16 protein-coding genes are annotated in these 18,390 nt (G+C 39.4%); 8 read left to right on the top strand and 8 right to left on the bottom strand.

What is annotated here, in order from left to right; translation table 11 throughout:
- Window positions 1–15: 15 nt before the first annotated feature.
- The 3 genes from ACFI34_RS16305 to ACFI34_RS16295 form a co-directional block, all read right to left on the bottom strand.
- Window positions 16–594: a glutathione S-transferase family protein gene (locus tag ACFI34_RS16305; RefSeq protein ID WP_462674250.1), complete on the bottom strand. Its 579-nt coding sequence runs from the start codon at window positions 592–594 to the stop codon at window positions 16–18.
- A gap of 64 nt (window positions 595–658) precedes the next feature.
- The gene (locus ACFI34_RS16300; protein WP_006794083.1) at window positions 659–940 is read right to left on the bottom strand and encodes a peptidylprolyl isomerase; all 282 of its coding nucleotides are present in this window, start codon (window positions 938–940) and stop codon (window positions 659–661) included.
- An 84-nt stretch (window positions 941–1,024) separates the two neighbouring features.
- Window positions 1,025–1,600: a glutathione peroxidase gene (locus tag ACFI34_RS16295; protein WP_462674266.1), complete on the bottom strand. Its 576-nt coding sequence runs from the start codon at window positions 1,598–1,600 to the stop codon at window positions 1,025–1,027.
- 81 nt (window positions 1,601–1,681) lie between these two features.
- Between ACFI34_RS16295 and ACFI34_RS16290 the strand changes: the two genes are divergently transcribed.
- The 3 genes from ACFI34_RS16290 to ACFI34_RS16280 all read left to right on the top strand — a co-directional run bounded on the left by ACFI34_RS16290 (window position 1,682) and on the right by ACFI34_RS16280 (window position 5,466).
- Window positions 1,682–2,170, top strand: a complete 489-nt coding sequence (locus ACFI34_RS16290; protein ID WP_462674265.1) for an N-acetyltransferase family protein — start codon at window positions 1,682–1,684, stop codon at window positions 2,168–2,170.
- 118 nt (window positions 2,171–2,288) lie between these two features.
- Complete coding sequence (locus ACFI34_RS16285; protein WP_462674249.1) at window positions 2,289–4,262, top strand: ATP-binding protein; 1,974 nt, start codon at window positions 2,289–2,291, stop codon at window positions 4,260–4,262.
- Between the two features lie 70 nt (window positions 4,263–4,332).
- Window positions 4,333–5,466: a response regulator gene (locus ACFI34_RS16280; RefSeq protein ID WP_462674248.1), complete on the top strand. Its 1,134-nt coding sequence runs from the start codon at window positions 4,333–4,335 to the stop codon at window positions 5,464–5,466.
- A 124-nt stretch (window positions 5,467–5,590) separates the two neighbouring features.
- Here ACFI34_RS16280 and queG read toward each other — a convergent pair whose 3' ends face one another.
- The 4 genes from queG to ACFI34_RS16260 all read right to left on the bottom strand — a co-directional run bounded on the left by queG (window position 5,591) and on the right by ACFI34_RS16260 (window position 9,676).
- On the bottom strand, window positions 5,591–6,721 hold the full coding sequence (gene queG, locus ACFI34_RS16275; protein WP_462674247.1) for a tRNA epoxyqueuosine(34) reductase QueG: 1,131 nt from the start codon (window positions 6,719–6,721) through the stop codon (window positions 5,591–5,593).
- A gap of 111 nt (window positions 6,722–6,832) precedes the next feature.
- Window positions 6,833–8,050, bottom strand: a complete 1,218-nt coding sequence (locus ACFI34_RS16270; RefSeq protein WP_462674246.1) for a methyl-accepting chemotaxis protein — start codon at window positions 8,048–8,050, stop codon at window positions 6,833–6,835.
- A 58-nt stretch (window positions 8,051–8,108) separates the two neighbouring features.
- The gene (locus tag ACFI34_RS16265; protein ID WP_462674245.1) at window positions 8,109–8,813 is read right to left on the bottom strand and encodes a glycerophosphodiester phosphodiesterase; all 705 of its coding nucleotides are present in this window, start codon (window positions 8,811–8,813) and stop codon (window positions 8,109–8,111) included.
- Entirely contained in the window at window positions 8,810–9,676 is an 867-nt protein-coding gene (locus ACFI34_RS16260; protein WP_462674244.1) for a DMT family transporter, read from the bottom strand. The genes ACFI34_RS16265 and ACFI34_RS16260 overlap by 4 nt, the downstream gene beginning before the upstream one ends.
- Before the next feature lie 325 nt (window positions 9,677–10,001).
- Between ACFI34_RS16260 and ACFI34_RS16255 the strand changes: the two genes are divergently transcribed.
- From ACFI34_RS16255 to rlmB, 5 genes are all read left to right on the top strand, one after another.
- The gene (locus tag ACFI34_RS16255) at window positions 10,002–11,105 is read left to right on the top strand and encodes a sensor histidine kinase (RefSeq protein WP_462674243.1); all 1,104 of its coding nucleotides are present in this window, start codon (window positions 10,002–10,004) and stop codon (window positions 11,103–11,105) included.
- Window positions 11,102–11,716, top strand: a complete 615-nt coding sequence (locus ACFI34_RS16250; protein WP_462674242.1) for a response regulator transcription factor — start codon at window positions 11,102–11,104, stop codon at window positions 11,714–11,716. The genes ACFI34_RS16255 and ACFI34_RS16250 overlap by 4 nt, the downstream gene beginning before the upstream one ends.
- Window positions 11,717–11,829: 113 nt before the next feature.
- Window positions 11,830–12,567: an enoyl-CoA hydratase/isomerase family protein gene (locus ACFI34_RS16245; protein ID WP_462674241.1), complete on the top strand. Its 738-nt coding sequence runs from the start codon at window positions 11,830–11,832 to the stop codon at window positions 12,565–12,567.
- 201 nt (window positions 12,568–12,768) lie between these two features.
- Window positions 12,769–15,210 carry a ribonuclease R gene (rnr, locus tag ACFI34_RS16240; protein WP_462674240.1) on the top strand — a complete coding sequence of 814 codons (2,442 nt, stop codon included), beginning with the start codon at window positions 12,769–12,771 and terminating at the stop codon, window positions 15,208–15,210.
- A 5-nt stretch (window positions 15,211–15,215) separates the two neighbouring features.
- Complete coding sequence (rlmB, locus tag ACFI34_RS16235) at window positions 15,216–15,959, top strand: 23S rRNA (guanosine(2251)-2'-O)-methyltransferase RlmB (protein ID WP_006794097.1); 744 nt, start codon at window positions 15,216–15,218, stop codon at window positions 15,957–15,959.
- A gap of 131 nt (window positions 15,960–16,090) precedes the next feature.
- Here rlmB and ACFI34_RS16230 read toward each other — a convergent pair whose 3' ends face one another.
- Window positions 16,091–18,247 (bottom strand): TonB-dependent receptor family protein, encoded by a 2,157-nt coding sequence (locus tag ACFI34_RS16230; protein ID WP_462674239.1) that lies wholly within the window; start codon window positions 18,245–18,247, stop codon window positions 16,091–16,093.
- Window positions 18,248–18,390 lie beyond the last annotated feature (143 nt).

Genomic DNA, 18,390 nt, shown 5'->3' with positions numbered 1-18,390 from the left:
GTTTACCTTATTAAGTTAGTGACGAGGATTAGTTTCTATTGCTGATTGACGTTCGCTAAACTGCCTATGAAATACAACAAGCTCACTGTATTGACTAAAATCAGTTAATTCACGAAAGCTAATCCAATCAAGCAGGCAGTATAAACTGATGTTGAGGTATTCACAGCTTTTAAATTCTTCATCGTTTAAATGATTGTTTAAAAAGCTTAATGTTTGTTCTATTCGCTCATTTTGAAGATTAAAAAATAATGCATCGCTTTGAGTATCTAAGTCTGAGCGTTTGCATAACAGCAATTCAATAAGTGAGTCGTTGCAGGCATTAATAGTGGTAAGAAGGTGCTCTTGCGGCCACGTTAGTTTTGCTTGGTCTGTTTTATCTAATAAGTAGCGTATTATTGAGTTTGAGTCGCTCAGTGTTAAGTCACCATCAATTAAAATAGGGATTTTACGTGCTGGGTTTTTACTGGCCATTTTTGGGCGATCTTGCTCAGAAAATATATCTAAGCTTACAAGCTCAATATGACAGTCATTTTGCAGAGCCCACATTCTAATTCGGCGAACATACGGTGATGGAACAGAACCAATTAATTGCATAATCACTCCAAAAAAAAGCCGCTGAAGCGGCTTTAATTAAACGTTAATAGCAGTAAAGCTCAATTTATTCTGAACGGCTAGTAACTTCAAGTAAATGGTAACCAAATTGCGTTTGTACAGGGCCCTGTACTTGGTTTATTGGGGCAGAAAACACCACTTTATCAAACTCAGGAACCATCATACCTGGGCCAAACTCACCCAGAGCGCCGCCGTCTTGTCCTGATGGGCAATTAGAATGTACTTTTGCTAATTCAGCAAAGTCTTCGCCTTGTTCAATTTTTGTTTTTAAGTCTAAACATTGTGCTTCGCTGTCTACCAAAATGTGTCGTGCGCTTGCCACTGCCATAAAATCTCCTGATTATTAGTGGTGTTTTTTTAACCTAGTGTGTTGCCATACTAGTTAGTTTGTACAAATTGTACCAGTATAAATTTAGATTTTAGACAGAGAATTTTCCACTGCCTTAATCATTTTTTCTGAATCTGGTTTTACTTTGCTGTTAAATCGTAAAATTGTTTTACGATCAGCAGATACTAAATATTTATAAAAGTTCCAATTGGGCGAACTTGTTTGTTGGTTTAAATGCTTGAATATAGGATTTGCATTACTCCCTCTTACTTCGCTGGTGGCGAACATAGGAAAGGTGACCCCATAATTAATAAAACAGACTTTGGCCGTTTCTTTTTCGTTATCTTCTTCTTGAAAAAAGTCATCAGAAGGGAAGCCCAATACTACAAGCCCTTCGTCTTTGTATGTTTTGTGTAGTTTTTCTAAGCTTTCAAATTGAGGGGTGAAGCCACAGTTACTCGCAGTATTAACAATTAACAGAGGTTTGTTTTTGTAGTCGCATAAGTTAATGGATTCTTTAGAGCGAAGTTTTCGGATATCAACGTTAGTAAAATCGTCACAGGTTTGGGGATTTATGGCTTTATTACTTGGCTGTGTTTGTGCCATTAAAGTTGAACTAACCAGTAACGCAGTAAACCCTATTATCATTTTTTTAAGCATCATATTACCTAACTATACGATTGTTTGATTGGCTGATCATACGCTAATATGGAGAAAATTGATCAACCACTTAAATTTACTATGACAACTCGCTTAGCAACTATTGACGACCTTAATGATATTGTCGCCATTTATAACGAAACCATAGAAGGGCGAATGGTAACGGCAGATACCGAAGAAGTAACCGTTGAAGAAAAAAAAGATTGGTTTAATAGTCATACCCCAAAGCGCCCAATTTATGTGTATTGCGAAAACGATACCGTACTTGCTTGGGTGAGTTATAAATCGTTTTACGGACGCCCTGCTTACGATGGAACCGTAGAAATGAGCATTTACATAACTAAAAATGCACAAGGTAAAGGCTTGGGTAAAAAGTTAATGCAGTTTGCGCAATCAGAGGCTAAAAAGCTTGATATTAACGTGTTACTTGGCTTTATTTTTAGCCATAATTTGCCAAGCATAAAGTTATTTAAGCACTTTGGTTTTGATGTGTGGGGGGAGTTACCAAACGTTGCCGTTATGGATAATAACTTATACAGCTTAACCATATTTGGTAAGCATTTAGAATAAGTTACGCTTAATTATTGGTCATATTTGTTTACAAATAACGCACAGGAATGTGTGTTATTTTCTTGTTTTTATACTACGCTGATAACATATTAATTTTATTGGTTGTAAGTGTAGTTTAATGGCTAGAAAAATATTAATCATAGACAGTAGCACCATAATAGCAATGAGAGTAAAAGTTCTCTTAGAGCTCATTGGATGTAATGTTGAGCTGATTCATTTCTCTATGCTTGAGATGTTTACCCACGCCGAAAATTACGACTTAGTTGTCATAGCTCACGGTGTGCCGGTTGCCCCTATTAAGCCGCTAATTGATAAATTATCTCATGGGCGTTTATTATTACTCGCCCCTAAAACCGAAAACACAGAGCAGTTAACCGCATTTGCAGGCCTAAATAAAATAGTACCTGATGCTACGGTTGTTTATCCTTTCTTCTCTAATAAAGAGATCACCTCTCTTTTAGAAAGCTTGTTAGAGCTAGACTCTAACCATATGATGCAACTGCCCACTATATTGTTGGTCGATCATATCCAAAATCGCCTTGATAATATGAAGAGTAATTTAATTGGCGCACATATTAAAACCCTTACGGCAAGCAGCTTAGATGACGCACTCACTATCGCAAAATGTAATAAAATCGATATTTTAATCAGCGATTTTAGCCTCGGTGAAGCGACTGGTCTTCAAATATTTTCAAAATTAAAAGTGTCGCAACCAAATGCAAGGTGCTTGCTTTTCACTTCCCGCCCTGACCAAGTTTCAATGATTGAAGCTATTCGCCAAGGTGTTGAAGACGTACTGATTAAACCGCTCAATGAAAATATTTTACTGCAATCAGTGCATAAGCTTTGGCAAACTGAATTATTAAAACGTCGCAATGCCGAGTTAGTTGACCGACTTCAAGAAACTGTCGATGCACTAATAGAAAAAGACAGTCTGCTACAAGTTATTTATAAACATACCCCTGACGCTATCATGCTATTTAAACGCAACGGTCAAATTATTGAAGCAAATGACGCTTGTTTAAGATTGTTAGATCTACCGTTTAGCGGACTTTCTGGTAAATCGTTATTTGATTTTTTAGATAATGATTCGATTGCTGGAATCAAAGAAAAAATTTCAACATTAAACAGCAATCGTCAGTTCAGTTACGATTTACGTCTACCCATTAAAAGCGGTGGAACAGTGCCTTTATTTGGCTCTTTTAACGAAATAGATCACCATGGTGAGATTGCACTGGCTGTAATTTTTAAAAATGTAACTCACTTAAAACAAAAAGAAGAGCTACTTCAAGAGGCTAAAGGGTTACTAGAAGAAGAGGTCAAAGCCCGTACATCGCAGTTAGAGCATGCTAAAAATGTAGCCGAAGCGGCAAATTTAAGTAAATCAGACTTCTTAGCAAATATGTCACATGAGCTGCGAACACCCATGCACTCAATTTTAAGTTTTGCTCGCTTTGGACTTGATAAGCTAGAAGCTGGCGATTTTGCTAGAGAAAAGTTACTAAAATACTTATCTCGTATCGAGTGTAGTGGCGATAGGCTACTCTCTTTACTAAATAATCTTCTTGATTTATCAAAGCTTGATGTAGGTAAATTTCCGTTTAACCCGCGCCCACATAATTTAGAAAGCATTATTAAAACAAGCATTGACGATGTGTCGGGCACGGCGATGGAAAAACAAATTAATATTATTTTTCCTGCGCCAGATTCACCTGTCATTGTGCAATGCGATGAAGAGCAAATAAATCAGTTGTTGCGCAACGTATTAGGCAACGCATTAAAGTTTAGTGAGCCCAAAAGTAACATCACGCTTAAATTAGCATCGGATGGCCAATTTGCTGATATTGAAGTCATTGATAGCGGTATAGGTATTCCTGAAGATGAGCTTGATCATATTTTCACAAAGTTTGTGCAAAGCAGTAAAACAAACAGTGGTGCGGGTGGTACGGGGCTAGGCTTAGCACTTTGCAGAGAATTTGTATCGTTACATCAAGGTCAAATTAGCGCGAGTAATAATACCAATGGTGGTGCCACAGTACATATAAAATTACCACTTGAAATAAATTTAGACGAACACCTAGTCGATGAATAAAAGTACGCTAAAACAGTAAGTTGATTATATTAATACAATTTATTTTTGAATTTAAAAGGATGATTTAGTTATGGCTTTAACAAAAATACTAGCAGTAGATGACGAGCCCTTTAACCTTGAAATAATTGAAGAAATTTTAGAAGACTTAGATTTTGAGTTAAGACTAGCCAACAGTGGCCCTGAGTGCTTGGATATGGTTGAGGACTATATGCCTCAAGTTATTTTACTTGACGTAAGCATGCCGCAGATGAGTGGATATGAAGTGTGTAAAACACTTAAATCAAACCCAAGTACCGCACATATTATTGTTATGTTTGTATCTGCAAGAGGAACTGTCGAGGAGCGCATGGAAGGCTACTCAGCAGGCGCTGAAGATTACATAGTAAAACCATTTGGGCATGATGAGCTTAGATCTAAATTAAAAAATCTAAACCAAGTATTAGTAGAGAAACAAAGCCTAGAAAAACAAGTAGAAGCGGCAACTTCAACCGCGTTCAATGCTATGGCTAACAGCAGCGAAATGGGACAAATAGTCAATTACGTAGAAAACATAGCACTCATAACTAACCCAGACGATTTAGCGAAAGCACTTATTGATTGCCTACAATCTTTTGATTTACAAAGTAATGTAGAATTTAGATATGACTCTATTGTTAAACATTATGCTTTACATGGTGTTTGCTCGCCTATTGTAATCGAGCTATTTGAAATGCTTAAGAGCAAAGGCCGTTTACATGAGTTTTCGCAGCGCTTATTAGTTAACTACGAGCTAATTAGTTTGCTCATCTTAAACATGCCAGGACACGATCCTGATAAACACGGCAGAATACGCGATCACGTGTGCTTTATTGTTAGTGTTACAGAGCAGCAGTTACGCGCAATACTAACTAAGAACTTATTAGATGCGCAGCAAGTAAAACTAAACGCAGTAGCAAGTACAGTACACAGTAAATTTCATGGTTTGATAGATTTACTTAATGAAAATCGCCTAAACAACGAACAAGTATTTAAAAAACTCCAGGAAGAACTTGAGGTTAGAATTCCAACAATGGGATTAGACGAAGACCAAGAAATTTTTATCTATAAAAAAGTAGATGAAACAATTCAAAATTCAGTAGCCCGCGAGGAGTCTGTTATTCAAGTAAAAGAGGCGTTCGCAGGCATTGAAAGAGAGCTTTCGATACTGCTAAACCATTGCCAATAATGAACACATAGACTTACTTTTAGTGCTTGTTTGCCATTAATATGAGGTTTATCGCCCTATAATTGCGAATAATCACACTTCAACAGCTCTAGTTTTCTTTAGTACTAAATGGGCTTCTATGAATTTATGCATCTCGTGGTAAGCCTTTTTCTACTATCCTGATCAGCCTTTGTGTTTTTCTAAGTGGTGGTTGTTTATTTTTTTGCTGCTTCAGTGCCCACTCAATATGCTCTTGTACTAGATCACTACAACCATCAATTTTTTGTTCTAACGCGCTAATAATGTCAGGGTCAAAGTTTGCATTACCTAAACCAACGGCTAAATTACGTAACCAACGTTCGTGTCCAATTCGGCGAATTGGGCTGCCTTCAGTATTTTTTAAAAATGTGGTTTCATCCCAACTAAACAGCTCAAGCAAGTCTTTGTCTTTTAACTGCGTACGCGGATGAAAGTCTCGTTCGTCGGTTATTTGTCCATAGCGATTCCACGGGCAAACTAATTGACAGTCGTCGCAGCCATAAACTCGGTTACCTAATAAAGTTCTGTATTGCTCAGGAATAGGGCCTTGGTGTTCTATAGTTAAGTATGAAATACACTTACGTGCATCAACCACATAAGGTTCTACAATTGCACCTGTCGGGCATAATGTTATACAGGCAACGCATTTTCCACAGCCTTCAAAGGTGTTTTCATTATCAATAGGCAGAGGTAAGTCAATAAACAGCTCGCCTAAAAAAAACCATGATCCAGCTTCTTTATTTATAAGTAACGAATGTTTACCGCGCCAGCCCAGCCCCGCTTTTTCAGCCAATTGGCGCTCTAATACAGGGGCTGAATCAACAAATGGTCTAAAACCATATTCACCTACTTCTTGTTCTATTTTTTGGCCGAGCTTTTTTAATCGATTACGAATCAATTTATGGTAGTCTCGGCCAAGTGCATAACGGCTAATGTAGGCTTTCTGTTTGTTTTTTAAAGTCTTAGCGAAGCCAGCATCGGGGGGAAGGTAGTTCATTTTTACCGATATAACACGTTGTGTACCGGGAATAAGCTCGTCAGGGCGAGCGCGTTTCATTCCATGTGCCGCCATATAATCCATTGAGCCATGAAACCCGGCGTCAAGCCAACGCTGAAGCTGTTGTTCATGCCTACTCAAATCTATATCGGTAATGCCCACTTCGCTAAAGCCGAGTTCTTTTCCCCATGCTTTTATTTGCTGGGCTAATTTAGGGTAGTCAGGAGTTAGGTTGCTCACACATATTCACGCATATTAAATAATCGCCCTGTAATTTAGCATAATTACAAGGGGGTGTTGAGGTTTACATATCAATAGGTGTTTAAGCGTAAACCGCGTTTATTATAAAAATTAAAGTACAAAGCGTTTCAATTGCTGCTGTGTTTGTAAGCTTAACTCTTGCGATAATTGGCTGTCGGCAAGAGCGGTGTCTATATGCTGTTTAGCCTGCTCGCCTAATTCAACAATTTGCTCTACCGATTGATGGGTTAAATTTTGCGTGTCCTCTAATAAATGTACGGCACTGGCAATTTGCTGTAATTGCTGTTGATTACTCTCAAATTCATTAAGCATTTTACTAAACCCTTCAGAGGTTGAACAAATTGAGCTTTGTGCATTTTTAGAATGGTTAATAAGTTGCTCTGACTCTTTATTTGTTTCACTTACTAGGTCGTTCATTTGGGTTATAAAATCACTGATTTGGCGAGTAGCTCCACTTACTTTAACCGAGAGGGTACGTACTTCATCAGCAACAACAGCAAAACCACGCCCGGCTTCTCCTGCTCGCGCAGCTTCTATTGCGGCGTTAAGCGCGAGTAAATTAGTTTGATCAGAAAACTCCTCAACCATTTTTAAAATACTGCGAATATTCTCACTGTTTTCCTTCAAGCCATCAACGGTGCTCGCAAAACTGCCTAACATATCAGTTATTAACTGCACTTTCTCGACCAGAGAACTCAGATCTTGAGCTGAAAGTTTAACAAAGGCTAAGTGCTCATTATTTACAGTATGAACACTGTCGGTATTGCCCACAATATTTTGTAAGCTTTGTGTTATTTGGTTACTAGCATCAATGATGTTGTGGCTCAAGTGTATTTGCTGTTGGCTTGAGTTTTCAGTATGTTTCATCGACTCTGTAACCGCTTTATTACTTTGCGCACTTGCCTCAGCACTGGTGTAGGTTGTGTTAAGTAATTCACCTAAATGGCTAGTAAAATCATTGTATTGGGAGCTTAACGTTTTAAATTCGTCGAATGAAAAGTGCGGGAGTTTGGCGTTTAAATTGGCATCTTGTTGATTAATTTTAATGAGCGTATCGCACATTGCTTTTACAGGACGCACAATTAAAAATCGCATATAAAAAAGCGTAAACGCAAAGCCTGCAACAATAATCAAGGTTAGCAGCCAAAAAAGACCTAGATTTTGTTGCTCACTTAAGCTGTCATAAAGCCAAAACAAAGTAATAGCTTGAAACAAAAAAACAAAACTTAAGTTACCAACAATTTTACGCGTTAGAGTAAAAAAGAATGTTTGTTCGATGTAATTATAAATTTTCATTAAGCCACTCATCTTGCTTAAACCTATGTTTGAACGCTTTTACGCAGGCATTTGCAAGGTATAAGCGACTCTATTTGTCAGCTAACGATAGCAAATATGCCTTGGATTGCATGGGAAAGTTAGTAAAAATCCCATCTAAACCGAAGTCACGCATAAGTGCAATATCTTGTTGTTTATCCACTGTATAAGCGTAAACTTCAAGCCCACGTTTTTTAGCATCTTCTACAAACGCTTTGTTAATAAAATTTTTATCTACATGCACACTAAATGCATTTAAGTCTTGTGCAAACTTTGCATAATTAATTGGAATAGAAGACGTTAAAGCGCCTATTTTTAACCAGGGTAAACGCTTTTTAAGCCATTGTAATTGATGATGATCAAACGATGATACTAAAATATTAGCACATGAAATGGTTCCCGCACTGATATTACGTTCAAGCTGGTCAGCAAATTTTTCAAGCTCAAAGGTATGCTTAAGTTCTAAATTAAGTAAGGTTTTATTATTATTCCAATCAAATAACTGCTGAAGCCTTGGTATACATTCACCGTTACCCGCATCAAGCTTTGTAAGAGTTGCTGCATCAAACTCACTAACTTTGCCTTTTCCGTTGGTGGTTCTGTCTAGCCACGAGTCATGTATGAGCATGTAATCATCTGTAGCGCTTTGAATATCAACTTCAATACCATCTACACCAATATTTAAGGCTTCTAAAATGGCGCTTTTAGTGTTTTCTGGAAAGTGCCCGCTAGCGCCCCTGTGTGCAAAAATTTTCATTGTCGAGCCTTCTTGGTTATTGACCATGTTTCAAAGCATGCAGCGCTTACAATAAGTGCACCGCCAATCAGGGTCATTAATGTAGGACGTTCGTGAACAATAATAATAGCCAAAATAGTACCGTACAACGGTTGTAAGCACGAAATTAGCCCTGCCGTTGCGGCTGATAAATGTTTTAGGCTTGCTGCAAATAGCGAGTGCGGTGTAGCGGTAAATATAATGCCAGCGATGGCAATTAATATAAGATCTTGATTACTCACCTCGTACACAGGCACTTCAATAAATGCGCACAGCATTATGCTCGCTACCAAGGTTTGGTAAAACATCGTCTGTGGGCCGCCGTATTGGCTAAAGTAGCGTTTGTGGGTAATGTTTCTAATAGAGAAAAATAATGCAGATACCACACCAGTAATAACACCAAGTGTTACATCGTCACCTAAATCAGCACTTGGTACTAATAAATAAATACCCAAAACAACTACGCCAGCGCTTATTATATCTTTTGCTTGAGGTTTAGTTCTATTAAATAAAGGCTCTAAAAACACCGTCATTACTGGGTAGCTAAAAAATGCAAGCATACCAATGGTTATGCCTGCCATTTGCATACCTGCAAAATAAGTCACCCAATGTAGCCCTACTGTAACGCCTAAAAATAAGGCAATAAGGTAGTCTTTGGGATTGTTTAACTTAATTTGTTTTTTCCCGAATGAAAGCATTGCCAATATTGCCAAACCAGCAATAGCTGTTCGGTAAACTGTAATATCCAGGGCATTTAAACCAATGAGCTTGGCAAAAAGGGCGGTTCCCCCAAAAAGTAACACGGCAATATGTAGGTAAATTAAGCTTTGCTGTTGTGGCTGCATTTAAACATCATCTCCTTTTTTTAATATGTTATCACCGAGGGGGCGTCAATAAGATGAATTTTTTGAAACATGACAAATGTCAGCAAAGTTAATGACACTTCACACTCTCATTATTTTTTGGCTCTGGCATAGTTAACTTATCTTAATGGGAGGTGGCTATGAATACGTTAATTTTAATAAGTCTCGCTATTAGCGAGTTCTTTGATTCGCTTAATTTTACTATTAATTACATTGATTATTTTATGCTGATAAACATTTTTGTGGTATCTATATTTATTAATAAAAAGAGTGCTTTAAATAAAAATAATACACCAGAGGTGCCAGCATGAGTTCGCAAAGTAGCTTTTCTCAACAAACGGATAAAACGTTTTGGAAATACGGCCATTTAATTTTTACAGGCTTTTACTTACTGCCATTAATTATTAATTTTGACCAATTTACAAAAAGCCAAATGGGCCTATGTTTAGCTTTTTATATTGCCTTTATTATCTTGTATGTAAAAGCAATTAACTGCGATAACACAAAAATTACCACCTTATTTTTAGCCTTGCTCGCTATTTGTTTTAGCGCCACTTTTTTTACCTTTGGCACATCTACCTTATATGGCTTTGTTGCCTATGTAGCAGGGTATAGTTATAACTTAAAACAGCGGTTTTATGCTGCATTAGCCATTATGTTGGCGCTTTTTACAAGTTCATATTTAAGCGATATGGGAAAGCTTCAATACTTTTTGGCTGTGGCCTTAATATTATGTGCCGCCTTATTTAGTTATGGAATTGCAGCAAAAAGAGAACGCGACCATAAAAAGCGTGAGCAAGAAAGTGCAAACCAATTAGAGCAATTAGCTGCTATTGCTGAGCGTGAACGTATTGCGCGTGACCTACACGATATTTTAGGCCACTCACTATCATCTATTGCATTAAAGGCCGAGCTGGCTAATAAGCTAAACCAAGGTGAGCGCTACGAGCAAGCAAACAACGAAATAGCTCAAGTAGCAGACCTTGCAAGGCAGCTACTTAGCGATGTACGCAGTGCCGTAAGCGACTTAAAAGAGCTTAATTTGGTAAGCCAAGTTGCTCAGTTAAAACAACGGTTATTAGAGCAAGATTTTAATATTACGTTTAACGTTGAATTATCTGTGCTACCTGCCAAGGTAGAGGGCATTGCTAGTTTAATAATTAAAGAGTCAGTCACTAACTTACTACGCCATAGTTCAACTAAAAACAGCGCAATAACAATTAAGCAAACATCCCAGCAATTACTCATTGAAGTAATAGATAATGCACCCTGTGGCAGGCTCGAGGCAGGCAACGGTTTAAACGGTATAAAAGAACGAGCAGAGCAAATACAAGGTAGTGCAACGTTTACCTGTGGCGAACAATTTACATTAAACGTAGTGCTGCCAATTTCATCTGAGGATTTACAATGATCAAAATATTTTTAGTGGAAGATCAGGCGCTAGTGCGTGACGCTGTTAGTGCACTACTTAGCCTAGATTTTAATATTGACGTAATTGGTCAAGCAAGCAACGGGCTAGATGCTCTAAATGCTATTAATGCGCTTGATGAAGATGCAATGCCAGATATTATTTTAACCGATATTGAAATGCCTAATATGAACGGCATTGAACTTAGCGAAAAAATAGCAATGCAATTTCCGGCTATAAAAATGGTGATCATGACCACGTTTTCACGCGCTGGGTATATTAGGCGCTCGTTAAGTGCCGGTGTTAAAGGGTTCATATTAAAAGAAGCCCCGAGTGACGAGCTAATCAACGCACTCAAAAAGGTAATGCAAGGGCAAAAAGTGATTGACCCAGAGCTTGCAATTAACGCTCTAGACGATGCCGATCCACTTACCGACAAAGAGCGAAAAGCATTAAAGCTTGCAAGCGATGGACTTAAAACGAGCGAAATAGCCACACAGTTATTTATAAGTGAAGGCACAACGCGTAACTACCTGTCAGACGCCATCGCCAAACTTAATGCAACAAACCGAATCGACGCAGCACGTATAGCTAAACAAAAAGGGTGGTTATAAACACATGTGATTAAGGTTTATAAATTTAACACAAACCCTTACTATGTTAGTCATAACAAAAAAGAAACGAACAGCGCTTAAAACAAGCTTAAAATGCGCTAAAAGAGGGTTAAATGGCAAACTTACTAGATTTAACAGTAAAAAACAGTGTCGCAATATTAACGATGAACACCGCAGAAAATCGACACAATCCAGCGTTTTTGGCTGAATTTAATTTACACCTTGATCATATCGAGGCTGATAAAAGCATTCACTCGGTGGTACTTACCTCAGCAAGCGACAAAAGCTGGTCGCTGGGTATTGACCTTGAGTGGATGGCAAATCCAAGTATTTTACCAGCGGCTATTTCTGACTTCATGTTGCAAATAACACAGTTGCTACAACGTATTGTTACGTTTCCTATGCCTGTTATTGCAGCACTCAATGGTCATACTTATGGCAATGGAGCCGTGCTTGCCTGTGCCTGTGATTTTAGATTTATGAAATCAGACAAAGGCTTTTTTTGCTTTCCAGAAGTTGATGTACTGGTGCCTTTTGTACCGTCTATGTTTCCTATTATTAATAAAGCGATACCGCAAACTTTCTTTAATAGGCTAGCAATGACGGGCGAACGGGTGGGTGCACAGCAACTGTTTGAGAACAATGTAATAGAAGCTGTCTTTTCTAACAGTGACGAACTGCAAGCCGGTGTACTTGAATTTGCAGCGCAGTTTAATAAAAACCGCTGGATTTACGCTCAAAACAAATCGCAAATGAACAAACACATCTTACAAACTATTAAAGAAGAAGACCCCGCTTTTATCGATAACGTGAGTAAAATGTTGTACAAAAATTTGCATAAAACTAAGTAATAACTGAGTTAACGGATGCAGCTTAATCACAATGACATAATTAAGCTGCATAATTAAGCACGCATTAAGGCCTTGTACGCTAAGTTTTCTAAAACTAAATAACCGATAAATGCGCTTTGTTTAAAGATTAAGTGCTTTTACCTGTCTCATTTTACATATATGGGTTAAAATAACCTTCATAACCAACTAACAAGATAGTGAATGTCAAACCAAGATCCAAATCTCAGTCGAGAACAAGAAAAGTACGAAAACCCCGTCCCTAGCCGTGAGTTTATACTTACTCATCTTCAAGAGCGTTCAAAACCAGCTAACTACGCACAATTATGTGAAGAACTAGCCGTTAATGATGAAGAGCGTCAAATTGCATTTAAACGTCGCCTTCGTGCCATGGAGCGTGATGGTCAGTTATATTTTAATAAATTTAAATGCTATGCACTTATTGACGAAGCCGGTTTAACCAAAGGCAAAGTAATAGGCCACAGAGACGGTTTTGGCTTTTTAGAAGTTGAAGGCGAGAACAAAGATTGGTTTATTGCCAAACATCAAATGAACATGGTGTTACATGGCGACATTGTACTGGCTAAAGGCACAAAGCGTGGCTCTGGCTCAAAATGCGATGCCCGCATTATTAAAGTGCTTACCAACGAGCGCGCACCTATTGTAGGGCGTTACTTTGTTGAACACGGTGTTGCAGTTGTAGTTGCTGAAGACCCGCGTATTACGCAAGACATCATGATTTTACCTGGCAACGAAAACGGTGCCCGCCACAACCAAATGGTGCAGGTTAAAATAACTCAAAACCCTAGCCGCAATATGAACGCAGTAGGTAAAGTGGTTGATGTACTAGGTGAGCATTTAGCACCAGGTATGGAAATTGAAGTTGCCCTTCGTAATCACGACATTCCGCATGTTTGGCCAGAAGACGTTGACGAACAAGTCGCCCACTTAGGCGAATTTGTAGAAGATGCAGACAAACAAGGCCGCGTAGATTTACGCGACTTGCCGCTTGTTACGATAGATGGCGAAGACGCTCGCGACTTTGACGACGCCGTGTACTGTGAGCCTAAAAAATCGGGTGGTTGGCGTTTATGGGTTGCTATTGCCGATGTGTCGCATTATGTAGGCATGAATACACCACTTAACAAAGAAGCCATTGCACGTGGTAACTCAGTGTATTTTCCTGAGCAAGTTATCCCAATGCTACCAAAAGTACTGTCTAACGGGTTGTGTTCGCTTAACCCTAAAGTAGACCGCCTTTGTATGGTTGCTGAAATGACCGTATCAGCAGCAGCTAAGCTCTCGGGTTATAAATTTTACGAAGCGGTGATGAATTCGCACGCGCGTTTAACGTACACTAAAGTAAACGCCATTTTACAAAATGACGAAAAGCTTCGCGACGAATACGCCGCAGTAGTGCCACATTTAACTGATTTACAGCAAATGTACATGGCGCTTAAATCAGCACGCCAAGAGCGTGGTGCTATTGAATTTGAAACGCTCGAAACACGCTTTGTATTTAATGCACACCGTAAAATAGAGTCTATTGTGCCTGTTATCCGTAACGATGCGCACAAACTTATTGAAGAATGTATGATTTTAGCCAACGTGTCAGCGGCTAAGTTACTCGAAAAGCACGAAGCCAGTGCACTTTACCGTGTACATGACGAGCCCGACAGCGAAAAGTTAGGTAACTTTACACAGTTTTTAACTGAATTAGGGATTCAGAGCACATTAGGTGACGAACCAACGCCTAAAGAAATTACGCAAATATTAGCTAAATTAGGCGAGCGCCCAGAGGCAGAGCTTATTCAAACTATGCTGCTGCGCTCAATGAAGCAAGCGGTTTATCAGCCAGATAACATAGGTCACTTTGGTTTAGCGTTATCGGCTTATGCGCACTTTACATCGCCTATTCGTCGTTACCCAGACTTAGTTGTACACCGTGCAATTAAAGCGGTACTAAAAGCACAAGGTCAACATACATCAGGCGCGTATGCTTATACCGACGACGAAGTAGATCAATTAGGCGAGCAGTGTTCAACCACCGAACGCCGTGCAGACGACGCGACGCGCGAAGTAGCCGATTGGCTTAAATGTGAGTTTATGCAAGACCACGTTGGTGATGAATTTAACGGGGTTATTTCATCGGTAACTAATTTTGGTTTGTTTATACGCTTAGACGATTTACAAATTGACGGGCTTATTCATGTTACTAATTTAGGTGATGAATACTTCCAGCACGACGCTGCAAAACATACCCTAATAGGTGAGCACACACATAAAGTTTACCGCCTTGGCGATAAAGTGACAGTGCAAGTTGCCTCAGTTAGTTTAGACGACCGTCGTATAAACTTAGTGCTTAAAGGCGATGTAGCGCAAGATAGATATTCACGCCGTCGCGCACCTAAAGGAAAAGGCCCAGCGAGTGTACGCTCACAATTAAAAGCAGGCAAAGTACCGGGTAAAAAATCAGACGACAAACCAAAAGGTAAAAAAAAGCCAGCTGGTAAAGGTAAAGCTGGTGGTAAGTCGGCGGTTAAAGCCAGCGATGGCACCGCAAAGAAAAAACCGAAAAAGAAATCGGCTAAAAAGCCTAAAAGACCAGGCAAGAATGCCCGTAAACGTACAAGCCCAGGAGCATAAAATACGTGAGTAATGAATTAATTTTTGGCTTTCACTCTGTTGAAGCAATTTTAGCAAAAGAGCCTGAGCGATTTTTAGAAATTTACGCCCTTAAAGGCCGTGATGATAAACGCTTAACACCGATTATTGATGAAGCACGTAAATTTGGTATTTCAGTACAATTTATGCAGCGTAAAGCGCTTGATAACAAGTCTAAAGACGAGCAGCATCAAGGCATTATTGCTAACGTAAAAGCGGCGCCAACGTACAACGAAAAAGATTTAGATGTGATCATTGCGCGTGAAGAAACTCCATTTTTACTCGTACTTGATGGCATAACCGACCCACATAACTTAGGTGCATGCTTGCGTAGTGCAGATGCGGCAGGTGTTCACGCGATTATTGTTCCTAAAGATAAGTCGGCAAAACTAAACGGCACAGCACGAAAAGTAGCGTGTGGCGCAGCAGAAACAGTGCCCCTTATTCAGGTTACTAACCTTGCACGTACACTGCGTGAAATTAAAGACGCGGGTGTATGGGTAGTTGGCACCGCCGGCGAAACCGACACGCATGTATTTGATGCAAGCTTAACAGGCCCAATGGCCATTGTTATGGGTGCAGAAGGCGAGGGGATGCGCCGTTTAACGCGTGAGCATTGCGATGTATTGGTTAAAATTCCAATGGCAGGGTCGGTATCTAGCTTAAATGTATCGGTTGCAACCGGTATTTGTTTATTTGAAGTATTACGCCAACGTAACGCAAATAATTAAATTGCTCTAGCTCAGAGCTCAAGCATTAAAAAAGCCGAGATTAAATAATCTCGGCTTTTTTGTATCTATTATTTGCTAGCATATCGTGAGTAAAACGGTTCAGCTAACGAGCCGTTTTACTCAGCAATTACTTAAAAGCTATATGTGTAGCCCATTTGGATACTGCGTGGTTTACCTGGCTGAATACCGCCATTAGCACGGTTAGCGATGTACGTTTTATCAAACAGGTTATCAACCGTTAAGTATACTTTTTGGTTGTCGTCTATTAAGTATTTAGCTGCTAAATCCCATACTACACGGCTATCAATTGCATTTAAGCCTGAGTCAGAAAGGTCAGCATGGGAATCAGACACGTAACGTATTTGGCTGTTAACAACAAACGATGCAAACTCAGCGCCTAACGATAAAGCAACTTGGTTTTCAGGTACGTACGGCATTGCATCGCCTTTTTCTACCGAGCCCCAAATTTCTGAATCAAACGTGTTTTTAAACTCAGAGTCGGTGTATGTGTACGTTAATTTAACTGGAAATTGCGCAGCGTCTGTTGCAAAAGTTCGGCTCGCACTAAATTCAAAGCCCGATACTTCTACTTCACCGTAGTTGTATTGGTCGCCAATGTTTTCGTCGCTACAACCTACTGCCGCAGTACAGTTACCGTGCATGTTGTCGTAATCAGAGAAAAACGCAATCACTTCACCGTTAAAGCTATCTATATTAAAGCGAGAGCCAAACTCAAGGTTTACACTTTCTTCTTCTTCTTGGTCAGCATTACCCGGTGCCGCTGGAGCGTAACCTTTTTGAATACCGGCAAGTAACGTTACGTTGTCGTTAAGTGTGTAAGTGGCACCTAACGATGGCACTAAAATTTCAGTATCGTTAGAAATATCTTTAGTTAAGCCATTACTTCGAGTTGGATCTGATTTAGACCATTCTTCACGCGTAATGGTAATGTCTTCGTAACGAAGACCTGCATTAATAACTAACGCGTCTAGTGTCCATTCGTCTTGAACAAATAACGTGCTTGCTTTTGCGCTGTCTACACGGTTGCTATCTGAGCCTGGAGCACCTTGCGATGTAAGTGTCATGCTTAGGTCTTGATTAAGCGTGTATGTGTCTTGCCATTGAAAACGATCCATTTCGTCTTCGTGGTAACGCACACCTACAGTAATGTAGTGATCGCCTGCAGGAATATGTAATTCAGACTGAATGCCTTTTGCTTGGTAATCACGGTTGTTAGCTTTAACACCAATACCTTCAATACCTTCGCTGGTTGGGTTTGCTTCAAAGTCGCTGTATTGCTCAAGCGTGCTTGTGCCTACACTGCTTGCTTTATACCAGTTACGATGAAAATCGTTTAGGTAAGCGGTTGCAAGTAATTCGTAGCCTTCACCAAAACGATACGCGTAGTTTAGTTGGTAAGCATTATGGCGAGTATTCATTTCATCGTTTTGTGATGCAGCGTAACGGCGATTAGGGTTTGCTTTGTAATCTTCGTCAGTTAAGCCCATGTAAGTTTCGTCTGATGTTTCGTCAGAGTATTTTACTTTTAGCTCAATGTTATGTGCATCGTTTTGACCAAACGTATGGCCAAATTTTAATAGTAAATCTGTTTTTTCAAAACCCGTGTTGTCGCTGCCAACAGGAAGCTCTTTAAAACCGTCTGCGCCGTAAGTAAATACTTCAACCAAGCCAGACGTGTTGTTTTTTTCTTTACCAAAGTATGCGTGACCTTTGTAGTAGCCATCGCTACCAAGGGCTGCATCTACCATACCTTTAGAGCTATTAGGCTCGGTTGGTAAGCTACGAGAAAGTAAGTTTAAAACGCCACCTGTAGTACGAGGACCATACTTAACTGAGGCAGCACCTTTTAATACTTCAATTGTTTCCATACGACCCATAGTCGGGAAGTAGTAAGCAGAAGGCGCAGAATAAGGGGCTGGTGCGACTAATACACCATCCTCCATTACAGAAATTTTATCGTTACGGCCGGTACCAGTACCGCGCATACCAATGTTAGGGCGAAGGCCGTAGCCATCTTCTTCTTGAACGTAAACACCCGGAACAGACGCTAAAACACGCGAAATATCGGTAAACTCAAATTTTTGAAGTTCTTCGTCAGAGATAAAAGTAGCCGAACCTGGAATGTCGTTTATAGCTTGCTGTGAGCCAATAACTGTAATTTGTTCAAAGCGTTGTTCTTTATCGCTGGTGTCTTTAGCCATTGCAGTGGCTGTAAAAGACAAAGCAACCGCAGTTGCAAGAGTAGATACTAAAAACTTAGGGTTCATTTTTGTCCTAATCACGTTGATTATCTAAATTGGCGTAATTTGAACACGTTAACGAATGCGAATCAATATTATTTAGTATAAAGGTATTCATTTTTTTAGAACTAAAAACATATATTATGTAACTTAATTAACTTTTTTATATC

It is taken from the genome of Pseudoalteromonas sp. PSi26 (assembly GCF_054960575.1).
The sequence above is the reverse complement of the archived record's forward strand: the minus strand, read 5'-3'. Positions and strand labels throughout refer to the sequence as shown.